The organism is Pseudoalteromonas lipolytica, from assembly GCF_003515105.1.
Classification (GTDB): Bacteria; Pseudomonadota; Gammaproteobacteria; order Enterobacterales; family Alteromonadaceae; genus Pseudoalteromonas; species Pseudoalteromonas lipolytica.
Map to the genome: position 1 here is coordinate 1,631,602 of NZ_CP032090.1, position 15,193 is coordinate 1,646,794.

Here is a 15,193-nt window from a genome sequence, read left to right on the forward strand (position 1 = left end):
ACCTATAATTACTTATGTTTCAACCTGTTAGCCTTTTTATAGGGCTGAGATATAGCCGCTCCTCAAAGGGCAACGCCTTTATCTCTTTTATTTCGTTTTTTTCTATTGCGGGCATTGCTATCGGTTTAATGGCTCTATTTACCGTAAGCTCTGTGATGAATGGTTTTGAAAATAACCTCAAGACTAATATGTTAGGTTTGATCCCGCATATTGAAGTGGACGCTAAGTCACAGTCTAAAGAAGCCATGTCGCGTATTAAGTCACAGCTGTCGGAGTCTCCTGCTGTAAAACAAGTCAATTTGTATCGTCATGGAGAGGCTATTTTACAAACTAATCAAGACCTTCATGGTGTGCTCTTACAAGGCTTATATGATGATGGGAGCTCGTTATATAACATTAAAGAAAAAATAGTGGCAGGTAATTGGTCACTAGTCATGGATGAAAATTATCACATAGCAATAAGCCGTTATTTAAGTCGTAAACTGGGTATTTCGTTGGGTGACAAAGTACGGGTGATCATGCCAAATGCAAGCACCTATACTCCGCTTGGTCGAGTACCTAGCCAGCGTTTATTTACGGTTGCAGCGCTGTACGAAACACAATCTGAAATCGATATGTCACTTGCATTTACTAGCGGCTATTCATTGCAGCGTGTTTTAAAGCTCTCACAATCAGTTGCCCCTAATTTGAGTGTTTCTTTGCATGAACCATTTGCCGTTGAGCAGGTGCTTAAAAGTCATGCGTCTATATTTAAAGACGTTGAACACACAGACTGGCGCGATAGCCAAGGCACCTTATTCGCAGCAGTGGCCATGGAAAAGCGCATCATGTCTATGTTACTGGGATTAATAGTATTAGTTGCGGTGTTTAATATCGTCTCGGCTTTAACCATGATGGTGAGTGAAAAGCAAAGTGAAGTCGCTATTTTGCAAACCTTAGGGCTAACACCAGCACAAGTACAAAATGTATTTATGATCCAAGGTCTGTATAACGGTTTAATTGGCACCAGCATTGGTGCATTACTGGGTGTGTTGTTTAGTCAGTACATTAATGAATTATTGAATATGTTTGGCATCAATTTACTCGCAGGCATGCGTTTACCTGTTAAATTTGATGTAGTCAGTTTAAGCCTAATTGCCGCCGGTAGTATTGCAATGAGCTTTTTAGCAACGTTGTATCCTGCCCGTAAAGCTGCAAAAGTGAACCCAGCAGAGGTATTACGTTATGAGTGAGTTAGTAATCAAGTGTCAGCAGCTTAATAAAGTGTATCAAGATGGCGAAAACCAAGTTGCAGTATTAAAAGGGGTTAACTTGAGCTTAGAGCAAGGTGAAATGCTCGCTGTTGTTGGCAGCTCGGGTTCAGGAAAAAGCACGTTACTACATATTTTAGGTACGCTTGATGGTGCCACAGACGGTAAAGTTGAAATTAAAGGTAAACAAGTCGGTAAACTAAATCGTAAGCAACAAGCTAATTTCCGTAATGAGAATTTAGGGTTTATTTATCAATTTCATCATTTATTAATGGAGTTTACGGCAGTTGAAAACGTTGCAATGCCGTTACTCATAAAGGGATTAAGTGCCAAGGACGCGACTGAAAAAGCACGGGTTATGCTTGATAAAGTAGGGTTGTCTCATCGTAGTGAACATAAACCATCGGCTTTGTCTGGTGGTGAGCGTCAGCGTGTCGCAATTGCGCGTGCATTGGTGACAGAGCCCGCTTTAGTGCTTGCCGATGAGCCTACCGGCAACTTAGATAAGCAAAATGCGATTAAAATATACGACCTCATTAAAGAGTTAAACAGCAGCTTAAAAACCAGCTTTGTGGTGGTAACACACGATTTAGAACTTGCTGATAAGCTTGGCAAGATTGCTTATCTTGACGATGGAAAATTAGCGATTAAAGAGTCTCAGCATGTTGCTTAGTGCGTTTATTTCGAAGCGTTTTAGAGCGCACTCAGGACACAAAGATGGGCAAAACGGTTTTGTTAGCTTTATAGCTAAAGCATCGACAATTGGTATTTTATTGGGCGTGGCGGTTTTAATCGTTGCCCTTTCGGTTATTAATGGTTTTGAGCAACAGCTTGTTCATCGTTTACTGTCTGTCGTGCCTCAGGTTGAATATGTTGCGCCGAATAAACCGATTAATAATTGGCAGTCAAAAGTAAGCCTACTTAACTCGCAATCTGGTGTAGTGGGAGCGGCGCCTTTTATTAGCGTGAATGGCATGGCGCAATTTAAAAGTGATTTAAAAGCTGTTGAGGTACGTGGAGTTGCTAGCGAATTTGAAAACCAAGTATCAGCGATTAATCAATTTACTCAAGGCCGACTGGTTAGCCAGCTGCAACAAGAAGATATTCTCTTAGGTCAGCAAGTTGTTAATAAACTAGGGCTGAAAATAGGGGATCCTGTTACTTTGTTAATCCCGCAAATTAACCAGCAAAGTAACACCTTGCTTGCGCCAAAACGGGTTAGTTTAAACTTGGCTGGCATTATTAACATGGGTGGACCTATTGATGAAACGGCTGCTTTTATTCGTTTAGATAAAGCACAATCAGTATTGGGTTTTAGTGAAGATCAGGTTACAGGTTTACGTTTAAAAGTGGATGATGTTTTTAATGCTCATCAAATCGCGATGCGTGTTGGCCAAGTTATCCCTGATTATGTGTATGTCTCGAGTTGGTTTAGAACGCAGGGCAGCTTGTATCAAGACATTCAAATGGTGCGCACCATTGTTTATATTGTGGTGTTTTTAATCATTGCTGTGGCGAGCTTTAATATCGTGTCATCTTTGGTGATGGAGGTACGCGAAAAACAAGCAAATATTGCCATTCTAAAAACCATGGGCGCACAAGACAGTACTATTTTAGCAACGTTTGTGATGCAGGGATTTACACAGGCGCTAATAGGGGTTGTACTTGGCACTATTATCGGTGTGATGGTGGCGTTAAATATCAGCGAATTATTTACTTGGCTGAGTAACCTTTTGGGCGACAACCCTTTACAAGGTGTTTATTTTATTGAGTTTTTACCCAGTAAATTAGTCTGGCAAGATATTGTGATCACCGTTATTGTGACCTTTGTGTTAGCGATACTGGCCACTTTATATCCTGCATGGCAAGCCACCCGTGTAGACCCAGCAAAAGTGCTAGGCAATTAAATGTAGGAGACGAGTGCATGGATAAGCAATCAGTTATTGATTTTTGGTTTAATGATTTAGGGCCTTCGGCTTGGTATCAGCAGTCCGATGAATTAGATAGGTTAATTACTGATAAATACGCACCGTTACTTTTGCAGGTAATAGCAGGAGAGTGCGCTAATTGGCGAGTCGATGCGATAGGCTCTTTAGCAGAAATCATTGTTTTAGATCAGTTCTCTCGTAATATTTATCGCAATTCACCGCGTGCTTTTAGCCAAGATGCCCAAGCGCTAACTCTTGCTCAGCGTGCAATCGAATTAGGCTTTGACAAGGCACTACCGACTGAACAAGCAGCCTTTATTTATATGCCTTTTATGCACAGTGAATCAAAAGCGATTCATCAGCAGGCCTTACAATTATTTAGGGGCCTGCCTAATTATGAATTTGAACTAAAACACAAGTTGATCATTGATAGATTTGGTCGTTATCCCCACCGAAATGCCATTTTAGGGCGAGAATCAACGCAAGAAGAGCTGCAATTTTTAACGGAACCGGGCTCTTCCTTTTAACTTGGGTGAATAATATCCAAATGCACTTCGTTTACCCCTAAACACTTGCACAGCTCAATATTAAGCCTTAAAGTGTCTGAAATGTTGTAAAAGAGTAACCATCATGGAACAAAAACAAGCGAGACCATTAACACCTGAAGAACAAGCAGAAGCACAAAAGCAAAGTGTTATTTGGCAAAGAGAATGTTTCCAAAATGCACAAAAGCACTTAGCTGAAAAAGGTGTTATACCGCAAACTGTTGTTGAAAAAGAAAGCCGTTTTATTGCACCGCTAGTCGCAATTTGGAAGTTCAAAGCGCAAAATGGTAAAAGTTATTGGGTGATTACGGGTCGATTGCCTACCGATCATGCTGAAGCGGGCGCGGCTGCAAACCCACGCGAAGTCTTACGTTATTTCTCAATGCAGTGGCAATTAAAAGCAGATCAGTTGATGGAATCTGGTGCAACAGATAAAACGAAAGTTGATTTTGCTAACCTACTGATTAATCGCGCTCATGGTTTGTATGAGTTATTCGAAAAAGATGAAATGTGGCAGAATGAGCCCGCGTAATCGCATTTTAATTATAAAAAAAAGCTGAATAATTTTATTCAGCTTTTTTATGAAAATGACAAAAGTCACTAATGAACCATCGTGAATGGTCGCGTATCAAACTGTTTTATAGGGCAAAGCATTCGCTGTCTAGGAATACCCGCTTCCATAAATACTAAGCCATCAGCAGCAAAACCATTTCGTTTAAATCGTTCAACTTCATTTAAAATACAATTAATACTGACGCAATCACAGCCTTGCTTTTCAGCCATATTAACTAAGTAGGTTAGCAGTGATTTATAGACCGAACGGTTGCGATGCTCTGGTAAGACGGCAATGCGCCCAATCAAGCCATCATTACACAAACGCCCAGTGGCAACTGGGCATTTTCCATCGTCTGTAACGAGCACGTGATGGGCTGTTTTATCTAAATGATCAAATTCAACGTGTTTTGGTATATGAAGCTCATATACAAATACACGTTCTCTGATCCGTTGTAAGAGTTCCTTGTCGATACTCCATTCAACTTCGTCAATATGATACCCCATAAGCACACGCTCCTAACAAAACCAAATACCCTCATTTAAAAGTGTAGTAAATGTTTTTAAAAAGTCGTGGTTATTTTTTGAACTATTTATATCGTCTGCTGTCAGCCAGCTTTGGTCTGTAAGCCTTTTGATATCGGCAAGTGCACTCATTTCATGCAGGTAGTTTATACCGTTAACACTTAAAAGAACTTTATCATCAATAATTTGATAAATAGCGCGTGTACCACCTAAACGTTCAAAAACCAGCGTTTCATCAGTGAGCAGCTCACGTACTTGATCAACCGTGTAGGGCTCTTCTAAAGGCGCTAAGTCCATATCGTGTTTTGGTTGACTTAAACTGTTACCAAGCCAGGTTTTAAACACTGTATTATCATCGATGGCTGCGATCATGAGCTGTTTAATTTGCTCGGCTTCTAGGTTGTTTAGCTCACCTTTAGAATCGCGCAGTGTCAGCTTGCTATCGCCATAGCGTGTATTGCCAAGTTCAGTATCAATTAGGTGATCGGCAAATTGTGAGAGTAAGTCTCGTTGATTAGGTGCTCTAAAACCCACTGAGTAGTTAAGAGCATTTTCAACTGCATAGCCTTCATGTGGGCAACCTGGAGGAATATACAAAATATCGCCAGGCTCTAATACACAATCAATTACAGCAGGGAATTGTTCTACTTGAAGTAGACTTTTATTTTGAGCGAATTGTTTTAAGTTTGCATCAGGTAAACCAACACGCCAATGACGTTTGCCAAGACCTTGAATGATAAATACATCATATTGGTCTAGATGCGGACCCACGCCACCCCCTGGTGTTGAGTAACTTATCATCAGATCATCAATTCGCCAGTTTGGAATAAAACGAAATGGTTCAAGTAATTGAGCTGCATCTGCATGCCAATGATCAACGGCTTGTACTAGCAATGTGGCATTCTTTTCTGTTAGTAAGCTAAAGTCTTCGAATGGGCCGTGGTATGCCTGCCAGTCATCAGCATGATTGGTGATGATACGTGACTCAATGCTGTCTTCCATTGCAAGTCCAGCTAACTCCTCTGGCTCAATTGGATCTTGAAAATCACTAAAACCTTGTTTAATAAGTAGCGGTTTTTTCTGCCAATACTCGCTTAGGAATTGCTGCGGAGTAAGCGAATTAATAGTTAGTTGATACATATAGGTACCTAATACCAAGCTGTTGAGTTATACCAATGTGCAAAAATACTTAATCATCTTGAGTGATTAAACCAGTCGCTACCAGCGTTAAAATTTCTGATTTAGAACAACTAAATAACTAAATTTTTGCCTGTTATCAACGCGGTTTTATTGCCTCAAAATAAACCACTTAAGTAAGCAAGATGGTATTAATTGAGCAAGTTGGCATGATTAAAAGTAATAAAAAAGCGAAAGGAAGGCCTTTCGCTTTTTAAAGTCACATACGCAATTTATGCTAAGTTATCAATGAACTCAACAGCACGGCCAATATAGTTTGCCGGTGTCAATTTTTTCATTTCAACTTTTGCTTCTTCTGGTAAATCAAGACCATCAATGAAATCAGCCATGATTTCTTTGTTAACACGTTTACCACGTGTTAAGTCTTTAAGCTTTTCGTACGGCTTTTCGATACCGTATTTACGCATGACTGTTTGAATAGGCTCAGCAAGTAATTCCCAGTTTTGATCAAGTTCTTCTAAAAGGCGCGGTTCGTTAACTTCAAGTTTGCTAACACCTTTTAACGTTGCTTGATAAGCAATTAGGGTATAGCCCATGCCCACACCCAGGTTACGTAAAACGGTTGAATCAGTTAGGTCACGTTGCCAGCGAGATACAGGCAGTTTTTGCGCAAGGTGAGCAAAGATTGCATTTGCAATACCTAAGTTACCTTCAGAATTTTCAAAATCGATCGGGTTTACTTTATGTGGCATTGTTGATGAACCAATTTCACCCGCAATCGTTTTTTGTTTAAAGTGATTAAGAGCAATGTAACCCCAAACGTCACGGTCAAAATCAAGTAGCACAGTATTGAAACGTGCAATTGCATCAAAAAGCTCTGCAATATAATCGTGTGGCTCGATTTGTGTTGTGAATGGGTTAAATGTTAAACCAAGACTCGTAACGAATTGTTCAGCATGGTTGTGCCAATCGTAATCTGGGTATGCACTTAGGTGGGCATTGTAGTTACCTACTGCACCGTTGATTTTACCTAGCATTTCAACTTGAGCAATTTGGTCACGTTGACGCTTTAAGCGCATGTAGACGTTTGCAAACTCTTTACCCATTGTTGAAGGTGTTGCAGGCTGACCGTGTGTACGAGTCATCATAGCAACAGATTTATATTCAACTGCTTTTTCTTTTAAAGCATTTAGGAGTTGATCACAGTAAGGAAGTAACACTTTGTCACGCGCTTCAGTTAACATTAAGCCGTGAGATAGGTTGTTAATGTCTTCTGATGTACATGCGAAATGAATAAACTCATTCACTGCGTTAAGCTCTGCGTTGTCAGCTACTTTTTCTTTCAGTAGATATTCAACGGCTTTAACGTCGTGGTTAGTTGTGCGCTCGATTTCTTTAACGCGTGCTGCGTCAGCTTCGCTAAAGTTATCAACAATGGCATTAAGTAAAGCATTAGCCTCGTCGCTAAATGCCGGTACTTCTGTGATTGCGCTTGCTGCAGACAAGGCTTGTAACCAACGAACCTCAACAGTTACACGGTATTTGATTAAACCAAATTCGCTGAAAATGCTGCGTAGTTCCGTGGTCTTGCTGCCATAGCGACCATCTACCGGAGAGATAGCGGTTAACGCTGAAAGCTCCATAATGACTCCTAAATTGTCTAGTTTGAACGATAATTAAATATACTGTTTAGCAATAGCGAGAATTTTTCTTTTCGCAAAGAAAAAGTGACGGCGTTTACCGCCCATTTGTCGCCATAACACGGCACTACGAATTCCGGCTAAAAGGAGAGCGCGGATTTTGTTTTGCGTGAGTTGCTGCTTTAATAACTCTGGCTTGCCGTACACTTGAATACGATGCCCAAGGGGGCTTAGCACCGATGAGTAAATATCGGCAAGCGCTGCGACCACGGTATCATCTGTGATTGCAAAATGGTCGAGGCGTCGTTTTACATCATCGATACGTCGACCTAATTCATTTAAACTGTTTTGTTTTGCACTTAATGCACGTTCTAACTGCATTAAGCCACCTACATACTTTACGATTTCAACGTCTTTGTCGGCGCCTGCTGAAAGCTGGGCAGTCAACACGCGATAACCCTCACGTAAATTATGTTTTCCCTGGTATACATCTTCAGGGGTATTCGGTGACGTTTCTACAATACAGTTGAGTAATTTTTCTAATTCGTGATCGCTACCACTGCCATATTGCGCTACTTTTTGAACCTGTTTAGCAACTTGACACATGGCGGCTAATGCCATGACTTGGTGCTCTGTCATTATTTGATCACCGAATCGATAATACCGCCACCGAGGCATACTTCGTCAGCATAAAAAACGGCTGATTGGCCTGGTGTCACTGCTTTTTGTGGCTCATCGAATAATACGCGTGCCATACCATCTTTACCAACCAGCAATGTACAGCTGATGTCTTCTTGGCGATAGCGTGTTTTCACTGTACAACGCGTCGTGCCTTTTGGCCCAACACGGTCAACCCAGTGAAGTTGGTTAGCATTTAAGCCATTACTGTATAAGCGAGGGTGATCTTTACCTTGACCAACCACTAAAACATTGCGTGTAATGTCTTTGTCTACAACATACCAAGGCTCGCCTGAACCTTCTTTCATACCGCCAATTAACAGGCCTTTTCGTTGGCCAAGGGTATGGTACATAAGACCTTCGTGCTCACCGACTTCGTTACCATCAGTGTCTTCAATTTTGCCCGGTTGTGCCGGTAAGAATTTTTGTAAAAAGTCTTTAAATTTACGCTCACCAATAAAGCAAATACCGGTGCTATCTTTTTTATCGTGCGTTATTAAATCTTGTTCTTCGGCAATGCGACGAACGTCTGGCTTGGCAATATCACCAACAGGGAAAAGTGTTTGTGCAATATGCTCATGACTTAGTGTGTATAAAAAGTAGCTTTGATCTTTGTTGTCATCAAGGCCACGGCACATAACATATTTGTCGTCTCGCTTTTCACGGCGCACATAATGACCCGTGGCGATATAATCGGCACCTAGCGCTTCAGCTGCAAATTCTAGAAAGGCTTTGAATTTAATTTCTTTGTTACACATGATGTCTGGATTAGGTGTGCGACCTGCTTTGTACTCTGCTAAAAAGTACTCAAACACGTTATCCCAGTATTCTGCTGCAAAGTTAACAGTATGTAGTTCAATACCTAGTTTATCGCACACGGCTTGTGCGTCTTTAAGATCTTCTGCAGCAGCGCAATATTCATCATTATCGTCTTCTTCCCAGTTTTTCATGAACAGGCCTTCTACTTGATAGCCTTGTTGCTTTAATAAATACGCTGATACAGAAGAATCAACACCGCCGGACATACCAACGATGACTTTAATGTGACTATTTTCGCTCATAATATTCGCTGTCATTTTTTAACTGCTGTGGAAAGGCCGATATTATATACCCAAACCACTTCAAGATGCGAGTTTCAGTTAGGATTAAACGTAATTTAGGAGCGCTATTGATTGCAAATAGTGGTTATTTGCTTGTTACTGTAATAAATCGCTTTTATTTAACAGTGTTAATCAAAACAATCGTCATTATTGGTAAATAACACGCGTCGTTATTGGTAAATCAGGCTCAGTGGATAGGCATGTCCTGCGAGATGATCTTCAATACACTTTAAAACCAGAGGGCTTCTGAGTGGCAGCTCTTTTATGGCGTCTAAGCTGAACCAGTGAGCGCTTATAATATCGCTATCAATAGGTGAAGGGGGGAGCTGCTCAGCGCAACTAAACGCAAAACTAAATCGCATGTAGTGTACACCATTTGTGGCATGCAGATTATAAATACCCACAAGATGTGAAGGGGAGAGCGTTAAACCCGTTTCTTCGTATAGTTCACGACTTGCTGCTTCGCTCACGGTCTCGTGTGCTTCTAAATGCCCTGCAGGTTGATTGTAACAAATTTCGCCTGTGTGTTTATCACGCTCTTTTACCAGTAAAAACTTGTTTTGACAGGTAACGATAGCGGCAACAGTGACATGAGGTTTATGCATCTGGGTTATCCACTACTTTATATTCGCCACTTGCTAATCCTGCAAGGGTATATTTGCCAATGCTGTAACGGATAAGTCTTAAGGTCGGGAAACCAACATGGGCTGTCATGCGCCTTACTTGACGATTTCGTCCTTCAGTTATTGAGATTTCAAGCCAACTAGTCGGAATGTTTTTACGCTCTCTTACCGGTGGTGTTCGAGGCCACAAGGTCGGTTCATCAATGCGTTTAACTTTGGCTGGTTTGGTCATGCCATCTTTAAGCTCTATACCTTTATTGAGCGCATAAATGGCTTCGTCGGTAACATCGCCTTCGACTTGCACCCAGTAAGTTTTAGCGGTCTTTTTATGTGGCTCAGTCAATGTGTGCTGTAATTTTCCACAATTGGTGAGTAGCAATAGGCCCTCGCTGTCTCTGTCGAGGCGACCTGCAGCATAAACGTCTTTGATGTTTATAAAATCAGCCAGAGTTTTACGATTTTGATCATCCGTAAACTGGCACAATACATCAAATGGCTTATTGAACAGCACAACTTTGCGTTGCTCTGGGCTTAAGGGTTCTTTTACTTCACGTTTTACTGTGGGTCTTGAATAACGTCGTCCATTACTGCGACGCGGTTTACTCGTAGGTTTGTGTGCCATTAAATACACCTTGCTGGCTTTGGTAAACCTGCAATTTTTGTAGCTTGCTTCGCAGGGCCTTTTGGAAACAGCTTATATAGATACATGCTGTTGCCTTTTTCTTCGCCGAGTTTTTGTGCCATTGCTTTTACTAGCATACGAATAGCTGGACTGGTGTTGTATTCTAAATAAAAGTCACGAACAAAATGCACGACTTCCCAATGCTGTGCAGTCAGGGTTATGTTTTCTTGCTCAGCAATTATAGGAGCCAGTGCTTCACTCCAATCTGCGCTGTTGAGTAAATAACCTTGTTTATCAGTGTCTATTTGTTTGTTATTAAATTCGAGCATGGTTTACCACGTGATAGTGTTTTGGCTAGTTAAAGTCAGTTCAACAAACTGGTTGTAGTCAATATCGACATCATATTCGCTAAGCGTAATGGCACGCGCAGTGGCATCTTCTTTTAATAAATGCAAAGCAGCAGAAAATTGTCTGTACTGTTTAATGTTGTAGCAAGCATCACCGACAAGCAGCACAGTGTCATCACTGCTGATTAAATTTTCAAGTGCATTGGTGCAGTAGTGCGACAAAGGTTTTGAAAAGATATGCAAGGTACTCATAGAGTCACCACCTGGTGCTGCTGACTTATTAAGAGGCGCTGCTGCTCAAAATTAGCGACTTTTACATCAATAATTAAATTATCTTTGGTTAAATTAAAATCCATCAGTGATTTTTCGCAAACGTAAATGTTTTCAACATCATATAACTCAAGCGTTTTAATGGTTTTAAAATAGTTTTTAATTCCCAATACTTCAGGTTTTTGGTGTTTTTTGAGTGCCAGTACAGCATCGCCACTGAGTAACCAACTAATATTTTGCTCAATGGCAGCAAATATCAGTGTGGTGTCGAGTGATTCACGCATATGCTGATCGTCAAACGGGCCATGTTGGCTAATTACTAAAATGTTCTTCATTTAAATTGCACCCATTTATCAGCATCCGCAGCGAGCATAGCAAACTCGGCCAGACCTGCGACGGTGAATACCCCTGTATTTTCGATGTCTAAACCACGCTTTTCTGCCGCGGTAACACACAGTAAAAGTGGGATACTTTTAGCGTTGAGTTCTTGCCATAAACGACTAACAGGTAACTCGTCACTGGCGAGTTCTAAATGTTGACTGGCGTGATACACACCTGCTTGATACAAAAAAACAGCTGAAATTGTGTGCCCTGCATCAAGGCAAGCCTGTGTAAATTTAATCAGCCGTTGCGTACAGTCATGATCGGTCGGTGCGGTGTGAAGTGAAAGTACAAATTGTGCCAAAACGCATCCAATAAAAAAGCCCCTAGAAAGGGGCTATTTTAACAGAACTATTTAATTAGTCATCACTTGCGCCAAGTAGATGTAGAAGCGAAGTGAATAGGTTATACACGTTTAAGTACAGTGCAACGGTGGCACGAATGTAGTTTGTTTCACCGCCGTTAATAATGCGGCTTGTGTCGAACAAGATTAAACCCGACATAATTAACACAACTGCTGCATTTATCACCATAAACGTGATTGAGCTGCCGATGAATAAATTGACTAAGCTTGCAATGATAACAACGATTAAGCCTACGGTTAAAAAGCCGCCCATAAATGAGAAATCTTTTTTGGTCGTTAGCGCATACGCCGATAAACCAAAGAAAATAAGTGCGGTTGAACCCAGTGCTTGCATAATAAGCATTGGACCATTTGGCATTGCTGCGTAGTAGTTAAGGATCGGACCTAAGCCTGCTCCCATCAACCCTGTAAAAACAAATACCCATGCAACACCCGATGCGCTGTCTGCCTTTTTATGCACCACAAAAAGCACACCAAACGCAACTAAGCTAAATACTATACCCATAAAGTAAGGTAGGTTCATTGCCATTGAAATACCTGCAGTAATGGCACTGAAAGCCAGCGTCATAGCAAGTAAAAAATACGTGTTTTTTAGTACTTTATTTGTTTCAATGGTCGACATAACCGGTCTAGCGGTATTGTACGATTGATTAAACGCCATTGTTAGAGCTCCTTAAATGAACTGATATGTTCGTTAGTTCCAATAGTTAAACTGAACTAAGCCTATCAAGAGTTATATATTTGGGCAAACCTTTGTAGATCAATAGACACGATAAATAATAAAAAAGTTCAGATTGTTCACAATTTGGCTCGCATTGTGTTTTTGCTGAACGATTTAGTTGTTTTTTAATCACTTAAACAGTTTTTTGAAAAAAAAGCTTCACAAACTAAGCTGCCTTATCTATTATGCACGCCGTCGGAGAGATGGCAGAGTGGTCGAATGCACCGGTCTTGAAAACCGGCAGGGGTTTGTAGCCCCTCTAGGGTTCAAATCCCTATCTCTCCACCATTATTTTTACTACTGGCGAAAGCGAGTAGTTTTTCCGCACTCGGAGAGATGGCAGAGTGGTCGAATGCACCGGTCTTGAAAACCGGCAGGGGTTTGTAGCCCCTCTAGGGTTCAAATCCCTATCTCTCCACCATTATAAAAGCCGCTGAATCTAATTCAGCGGCTTTTTTGTTTCTGCTGTTTTTAAATTACGACTATGGTCGATATTTCGTATTCTACCGAGTTAGTCCATGCTTAATACTTCTCGTATTATCTTTGTGAAATTAGGGAATTTATGAAACATCGTTTAGCAAAGAGTGTAGGACTTTCATTATTATCACCCGTCATTATTGGCTGTGTACTCGGTGTGTATTACGCATTGACGCTAGAAGGAAATGGCTGGCGTATCTTTTTCAATTTATTTATGAACGCGATTGCAAATGCACATATTGTTGGCCTTACAATGGCAGCATTTGTTGTGCCTGGTTATCTGCTTATGTACAAGTACGCAAAAGTAAACTATTCAGGCGTTCTTACTTTGGGTTTACTCGGGGGTGCTATTTTTAGTTACTTGCTAAGTGCGACATCAGGTATGGCGTTTATTGTAAATGCAATTATGTCTGCATTGGCCGCAGGATTATTTTTATTTGGCTTGCGACAGGGTCTACCATCTCAAACATCTCATCAATAGCAGAATATTTAATCAAGCTGACTGAAATTAAGGGCAAAATGTTTTTTTTTGCCCTTAAAAGGTTTCATTTATCGCCTACAAAGAGTACCTTTAGCTACTGTATGTTTAATAAGAAGTAGTTTGGTATGCAAAAGCAAGATTTTTACCAGTCATTAGTTAAACAAACTGAATCGCTGATCGCTGGTGAACCCAATGTCATAGCTAATATGGCGAATATTAGTGCGTTGTTATTTACCTCATTAGAGGATATAAATTGGGCGGGCTTTTATTTACTGGATTCGCCAGAAGAATTAGTGCTAGGGCCGTTTCAAGGTAATCCTGCGTGTATCCGTATTCCAGTTGGAAAAGGGGTATGTGGGACTGCGGCACAAACACAAGAAACACAATTAGTTGAAGATGTTCACGCTTTTGCAGGTCATATTGCTTGTGATGCAGCATCAAACTCTGAAATTGTTGTACCAATCTTCAAAGATGGTCACGTGTTTGCCGTGCTTGATATCGATAGTCCGAGCATCGGTCGATTCGATACTGATGATCAAGCTGGTTTAGAAGCATTGGTAAAATGCTTTGAGGCAAATCTGAAATGAAAGATCTGCTAAATGTGCAAGATTACCTTTTTGCCATTCACGATGTTGGTGATTGGGAAGGGGAAGAAGAAGTTGCAGCTGAAAGGCTCAACGACTTGATTCATATGGCTTGGGATCGTCTTCCAGATGACTTAGACTGTGAATCAATTGATGAAATTATAAATGGTATTTGGGAACACCTTCGCGGTGATTTAGCGCTTATTGAAGCGGACTTCGAAGAGTTAACCGACTGGGTAACACACTATGTCGATTCATCGCTCGATGAAAAGATGTAATAAAAGGTTCTAACATGGAAACCACAAACAAGCTAAAAGATATTAATGAAGTATTGGATTTCTTATACCAAGAATTTCCACAATGTTTTAAACAAAAAGACGGCATTCAGCCGCTTAAAGTGGGTATCTTTAAAGATATCGCTGAGCGCATTGAAGGCTCTGAGAAAGTAAGTAAAACTCAGGTTCGTCAAGCGTTAAGAAAGTACACCTCAAACTGGCGCTATTTAGAAGCCGTGACAAAGTCTGAGTTCCGTATTGACCTTGATGGTAATCAAGATGAAAAAGTGGAACAAGAGCACATTGAGCACGCTCAAAAAGCGTTAGAAGAAAGCCGCGCAAAAATGGCTAAACGCAAAAAAGCCCAGCGTCCACCACGTAAAGATGCAGACACAAAATCTTACAAAAAGAATGCGGGTTCGCATGCCAAAACAGGCGATAAAGGCGCTAGAGTTAACACTAAACCAGCTAAAGCTGCTCCTGCAAAACGTTCAGGAAAAGTTGAACCATTACCTGCCTCAGAGGTCAAGGTTAATAGCAAGGTTAAAGTTAAACTTGGCCAAGCACTTGTAAACGCAGTTATTACTGAAGTGAATAAAGATGAAGTTCACGTTGAGTTAGTAACAGGAATGCAAGTTAAGACCAAAGCAGACAGCCTGTATATCATTTAATAGCTGTAAAAAATAAAGGAGT

Annotated in this window: 21 protein-coding genes and 2 tRNA genes; 11 read left to right on the top strand and 12 right to left on the bottom strand. The window is 40.8% G+C overall.

All coding sequences use genetic code 11. The features are described from left to right. Positions 1–14: 14 nt before the first annotated feature. The 5 genes from D0907_RS07420 (at position 15) to D0907_RS07440 (ending at position 4,255) form a co-directional block, all read left to right on the top strand. On the top strand, positions 15–1,232 hold the full coding sequence (locus tag D0907_RS07420; RefSeq protein ID WP_036968758.1) for a lipoprotein-releasing ABC transporter permease subunit: 1,218 nt from the start codon (positions 15–17) through the stop codon (positions 1,230–1,232). After that, positions 1,225–1,923, top strand: a complete 699-nt coding sequence (gene lolD, locus D0907_RS07425) for a lipoprotein-releasing ABC transporter ATP-binding protein LolD (protein WP_036968755.1) — start codon at positions 1,225–1,227, stop codon at positions 1,921–1,923. Before D0907_RS07420 ends, lolD begins: the two co-directional genes overlap by 8 nt. Further along, positions 1,913–3,157, top strand: a complete 1,245-nt coding sequence (locus tag D0907_RS07430) for a lipoprotein-releasing ABC transporter permease subunit (protein ID WP_074988268.1) — start codon at positions 1,913–1,915, stop codon at positions 3,155–3,157. Before lolD ends, D0907_RS07430 begins: the two co-directional genes overlap by 11 nt. 17 nt (positions 3,158–3,174) lie before the next feature. Then, on the top strand, positions 3,175–3,705 hold the full coding sequence (locus D0907_RS07435; protein WP_074988267.1) for a DUF924 family protein: 531 nt from the start codon (positions 3,175–3,177) through the stop codon (positions 3,703–3,705). A gap of 103 nt (positions 3,706–3,808) precedes the next feature. Then, a complete protein-coding gene (locus D0907_RS07440) occupies positions 3,809–4,255 on the top strand; it encodes a DUF4826 family protein (RefSeq protein WP_065979860.1) in 447 nt (148 codons plus the stop codon). A gap of 68 nt (positions 4,256–4,323) precedes the next feature. On the opposite strand, the gene D0907_RS07445 is transcribed toward D0907_RS07440, so the two are convergent. From D0907_RS07445 to D0907_RS07500, 12 genes are all read right to left on the bottom strand, one after another. Next, positions 4,324–4,782 carry a GNAT family N-acetyltransferase gene (locus D0907_RS07445; protein WP_036968745.1) on the bottom strand — a complete coding sequence of 153 codons (459 nt, stop codon included), beginning with the start codon at positions 4,780–4,782 and terminating at the stop codon, positions 4,324–4,326. 12 nt (positions 4,783–4,794) lie between these two features. Continuing rightward, complete coding sequence (locus D0907_RS07450; RefSeq protein ID WP_074988266.1) at positions 4,795–5,940, bottom strand: cupin domain-containing protein; 1,146 nt, start codon at positions 5,938–5,940, stop codon at positions 4,795–4,797. 269 nt (positions 5,941–6,209) lie between these two features. Next, on the bottom strand, positions 6,210–7,580 hold the full coding sequence (gene purB / locus D0907_RS07455) for an adenylosuccinate lyase (RefSeq protein ID WP_036968740.1): 1,371 nt from the start codon (positions 7,578–7,580) through the stop codon (positions 6,210–6,212). Between the two features lie 33 nt (positions 7,581–7,613). Beyond that, positions 7,614–8,216: a high frequency lysogenization protein HflD gene (gene hflD, locus D0907_RS07460; protein ID WP_036968737.1), complete on the bottom strand. Its 603-nt coding sequence runs from the start codon at positions 8,214–8,216 to the stop codon at positions 7,614–7,616. After that, positions 8,216–9,316 carry a tRNA 2-thiouridine(34) synthase MnmA gene (mnmA, locus tag D0907_RS07465; RefSeq protein WP_036969226.1) on the bottom strand — a complete coding sequence of 367 codons (1,101 nt, stop codon included), beginning with the start codon at positions 9,314–9,316 and terminating at the stop codon, positions 8,216–8,218. Before mnmA ends, hflD begins: the two co-directional genes overlap by 1 nt. A 209-nt stretch (positions 9,317–9,525) precedes the next feature. Further along, complete coding sequence (locus tag D0907_RS07470) at positions 9,526–9,960, bottom strand: NUDIX hydrolase (protein WP_036968734.1); 435 nt, start codon at positions 9,958–9,960, stop codon at positions 9,526–9,528. Continuing rightward, a complete protein-coding gene (locus tag D0907_RS07475) occupies positions 9,953–10,600 on the bottom strand; it encodes an rRNA large subunit pseudouridine synthase E (RefSeq protein ID WP_074988265.1) in 648 nt (215 codons plus the stop codon). Before D0907_RS07475 ends, D0907_RS07470 begins: the two co-directional genes overlap by 8 nt. Continuing rightward, complete coding sequence (gene tusE, locus D0907_RS07480) at positions 10,600–10,929, bottom strand: sulfurtransferase TusE (protein WP_036968729.1); 330 nt, start codon at positions 10,927–10,929, stop codon at positions 10,600–10,602. Before tusE ends, D0907_RS07475 begins: the two co-directional genes overlap by 1 nt. A gap of 3 nt (positions 10,930–10,932) precedes the next feature. Beyond that, complete coding sequence (tusB, locus tag D0907_RS07485) at positions 10,933–11,199, bottom strand: sulfurtransferase complex subunit TusB (protein ID WP_065979864.1); 267 nt, start codon at positions 11,197–11,199, stop codon at positions 10,933–10,935. After that, entirely contained in the window at positions 11,196–11,552 is a 357-nt protein-coding gene (tusC, locus tag D0907_RS07490; RefSeq protein WP_074988264.1) for a sulfurtransferase complex subunit TusC, read from the bottom strand. Before tusC ends, tusB begins: the two co-directional genes overlap by 4 nt. Then, positions 11,549–11,902 (bottom strand): sulfurtransferase complex subunit TusD, encoded by a 354-nt coding sequence (gene tusD, locus D0907_RS07495; RefSeq protein WP_036968721.1) that lies wholly within the window; start codon positions 11,900–11,902, stop codon positions 11,549–11,551. Before tusD ends, tusC begins: the two co-directional genes overlap by 4 nt. A gap of 55 nt (positions 11,903–11,957) precedes the next feature. After that, the gene (locus tag D0907_RS07500) at positions 11,958–12,623 is read right to left on the bottom strand and encodes a Bax inhibitor-1/YccA family protein (protein WP_036968718.1); all 666 of its coding nucleotides are present in this window, start codon (positions 12,621–12,623) and stop codon (positions 11,958–11,960) included. 257 nt (positions 12,624–12,880) lie between these two features. Here D0907_RS07500 and D0907_RS07505 point away from each other — a divergent pair. From D0907_RS07505 to proQ, 6 genes are all read left to right on the top strand, one after another. Continuing rightward, a tRNA-Ser gene (locus tag D0907_RS07505) sits at positions 12,881–12,971 on the top strand. 42 nt (positions 12,972–13,013) lie between these two features. Then, positions 13,014–13,104: transfer RNA gene (locus tag D0907_RS07510), tRNA-Ser, on the top strand. Between the two features lie 141 nt (positions 13,105–13,245). Beyond that, complete coding sequence (locus D0907_RS07515; protein ID WP_036968716.1) at positions 13,246–13,641, top strand: hypothetical protein; 396 nt, start codon at positions 13,246–13,248, stop codon at positions 13,639–13,641. A gap of 125 nt (positions 13,642–13,766) precedes the next feature. Beyond that, positions 13,767–14,228, top strand: a complete 462-nt coding sequence (locus D0907_RS07520) for a GAF domain-containing protein (RefSeq protein WP_036968713.1) — start codon at positions 13,767–13,769, stop codon at positions 14,226–14,228. Then, positions 14,225–14,503, top strand: a complete 279-nt coding sequence (locus tag D0907_RS07525) for a hypothetical protein (RefSeq protein ID WP_036968711.1) — start codon at positions 14,225–14,227, stop codon at positions 14,501–14,503. The genes D0907_RS07520 and D0907_RS07525 overlap by 4 nt, the downstream gene beginning before the upstream one ends. A 14-nt stretch (positions 14,504–14,517) precedes the next feature. Further along, positions 14,518–15,171 (top strand): RNA chaperone ProQ, encoded by a 654-nt coding sequence (proQ, locus tag D0907_RS07530; RefSeq protein WP_036968708.1) that lies wholly within the window; start codon positions 14,518–14,520, stop codon positions 15,169–15,171. Positions 15,172–15,193: the final 22 nt, after the last annotated feature.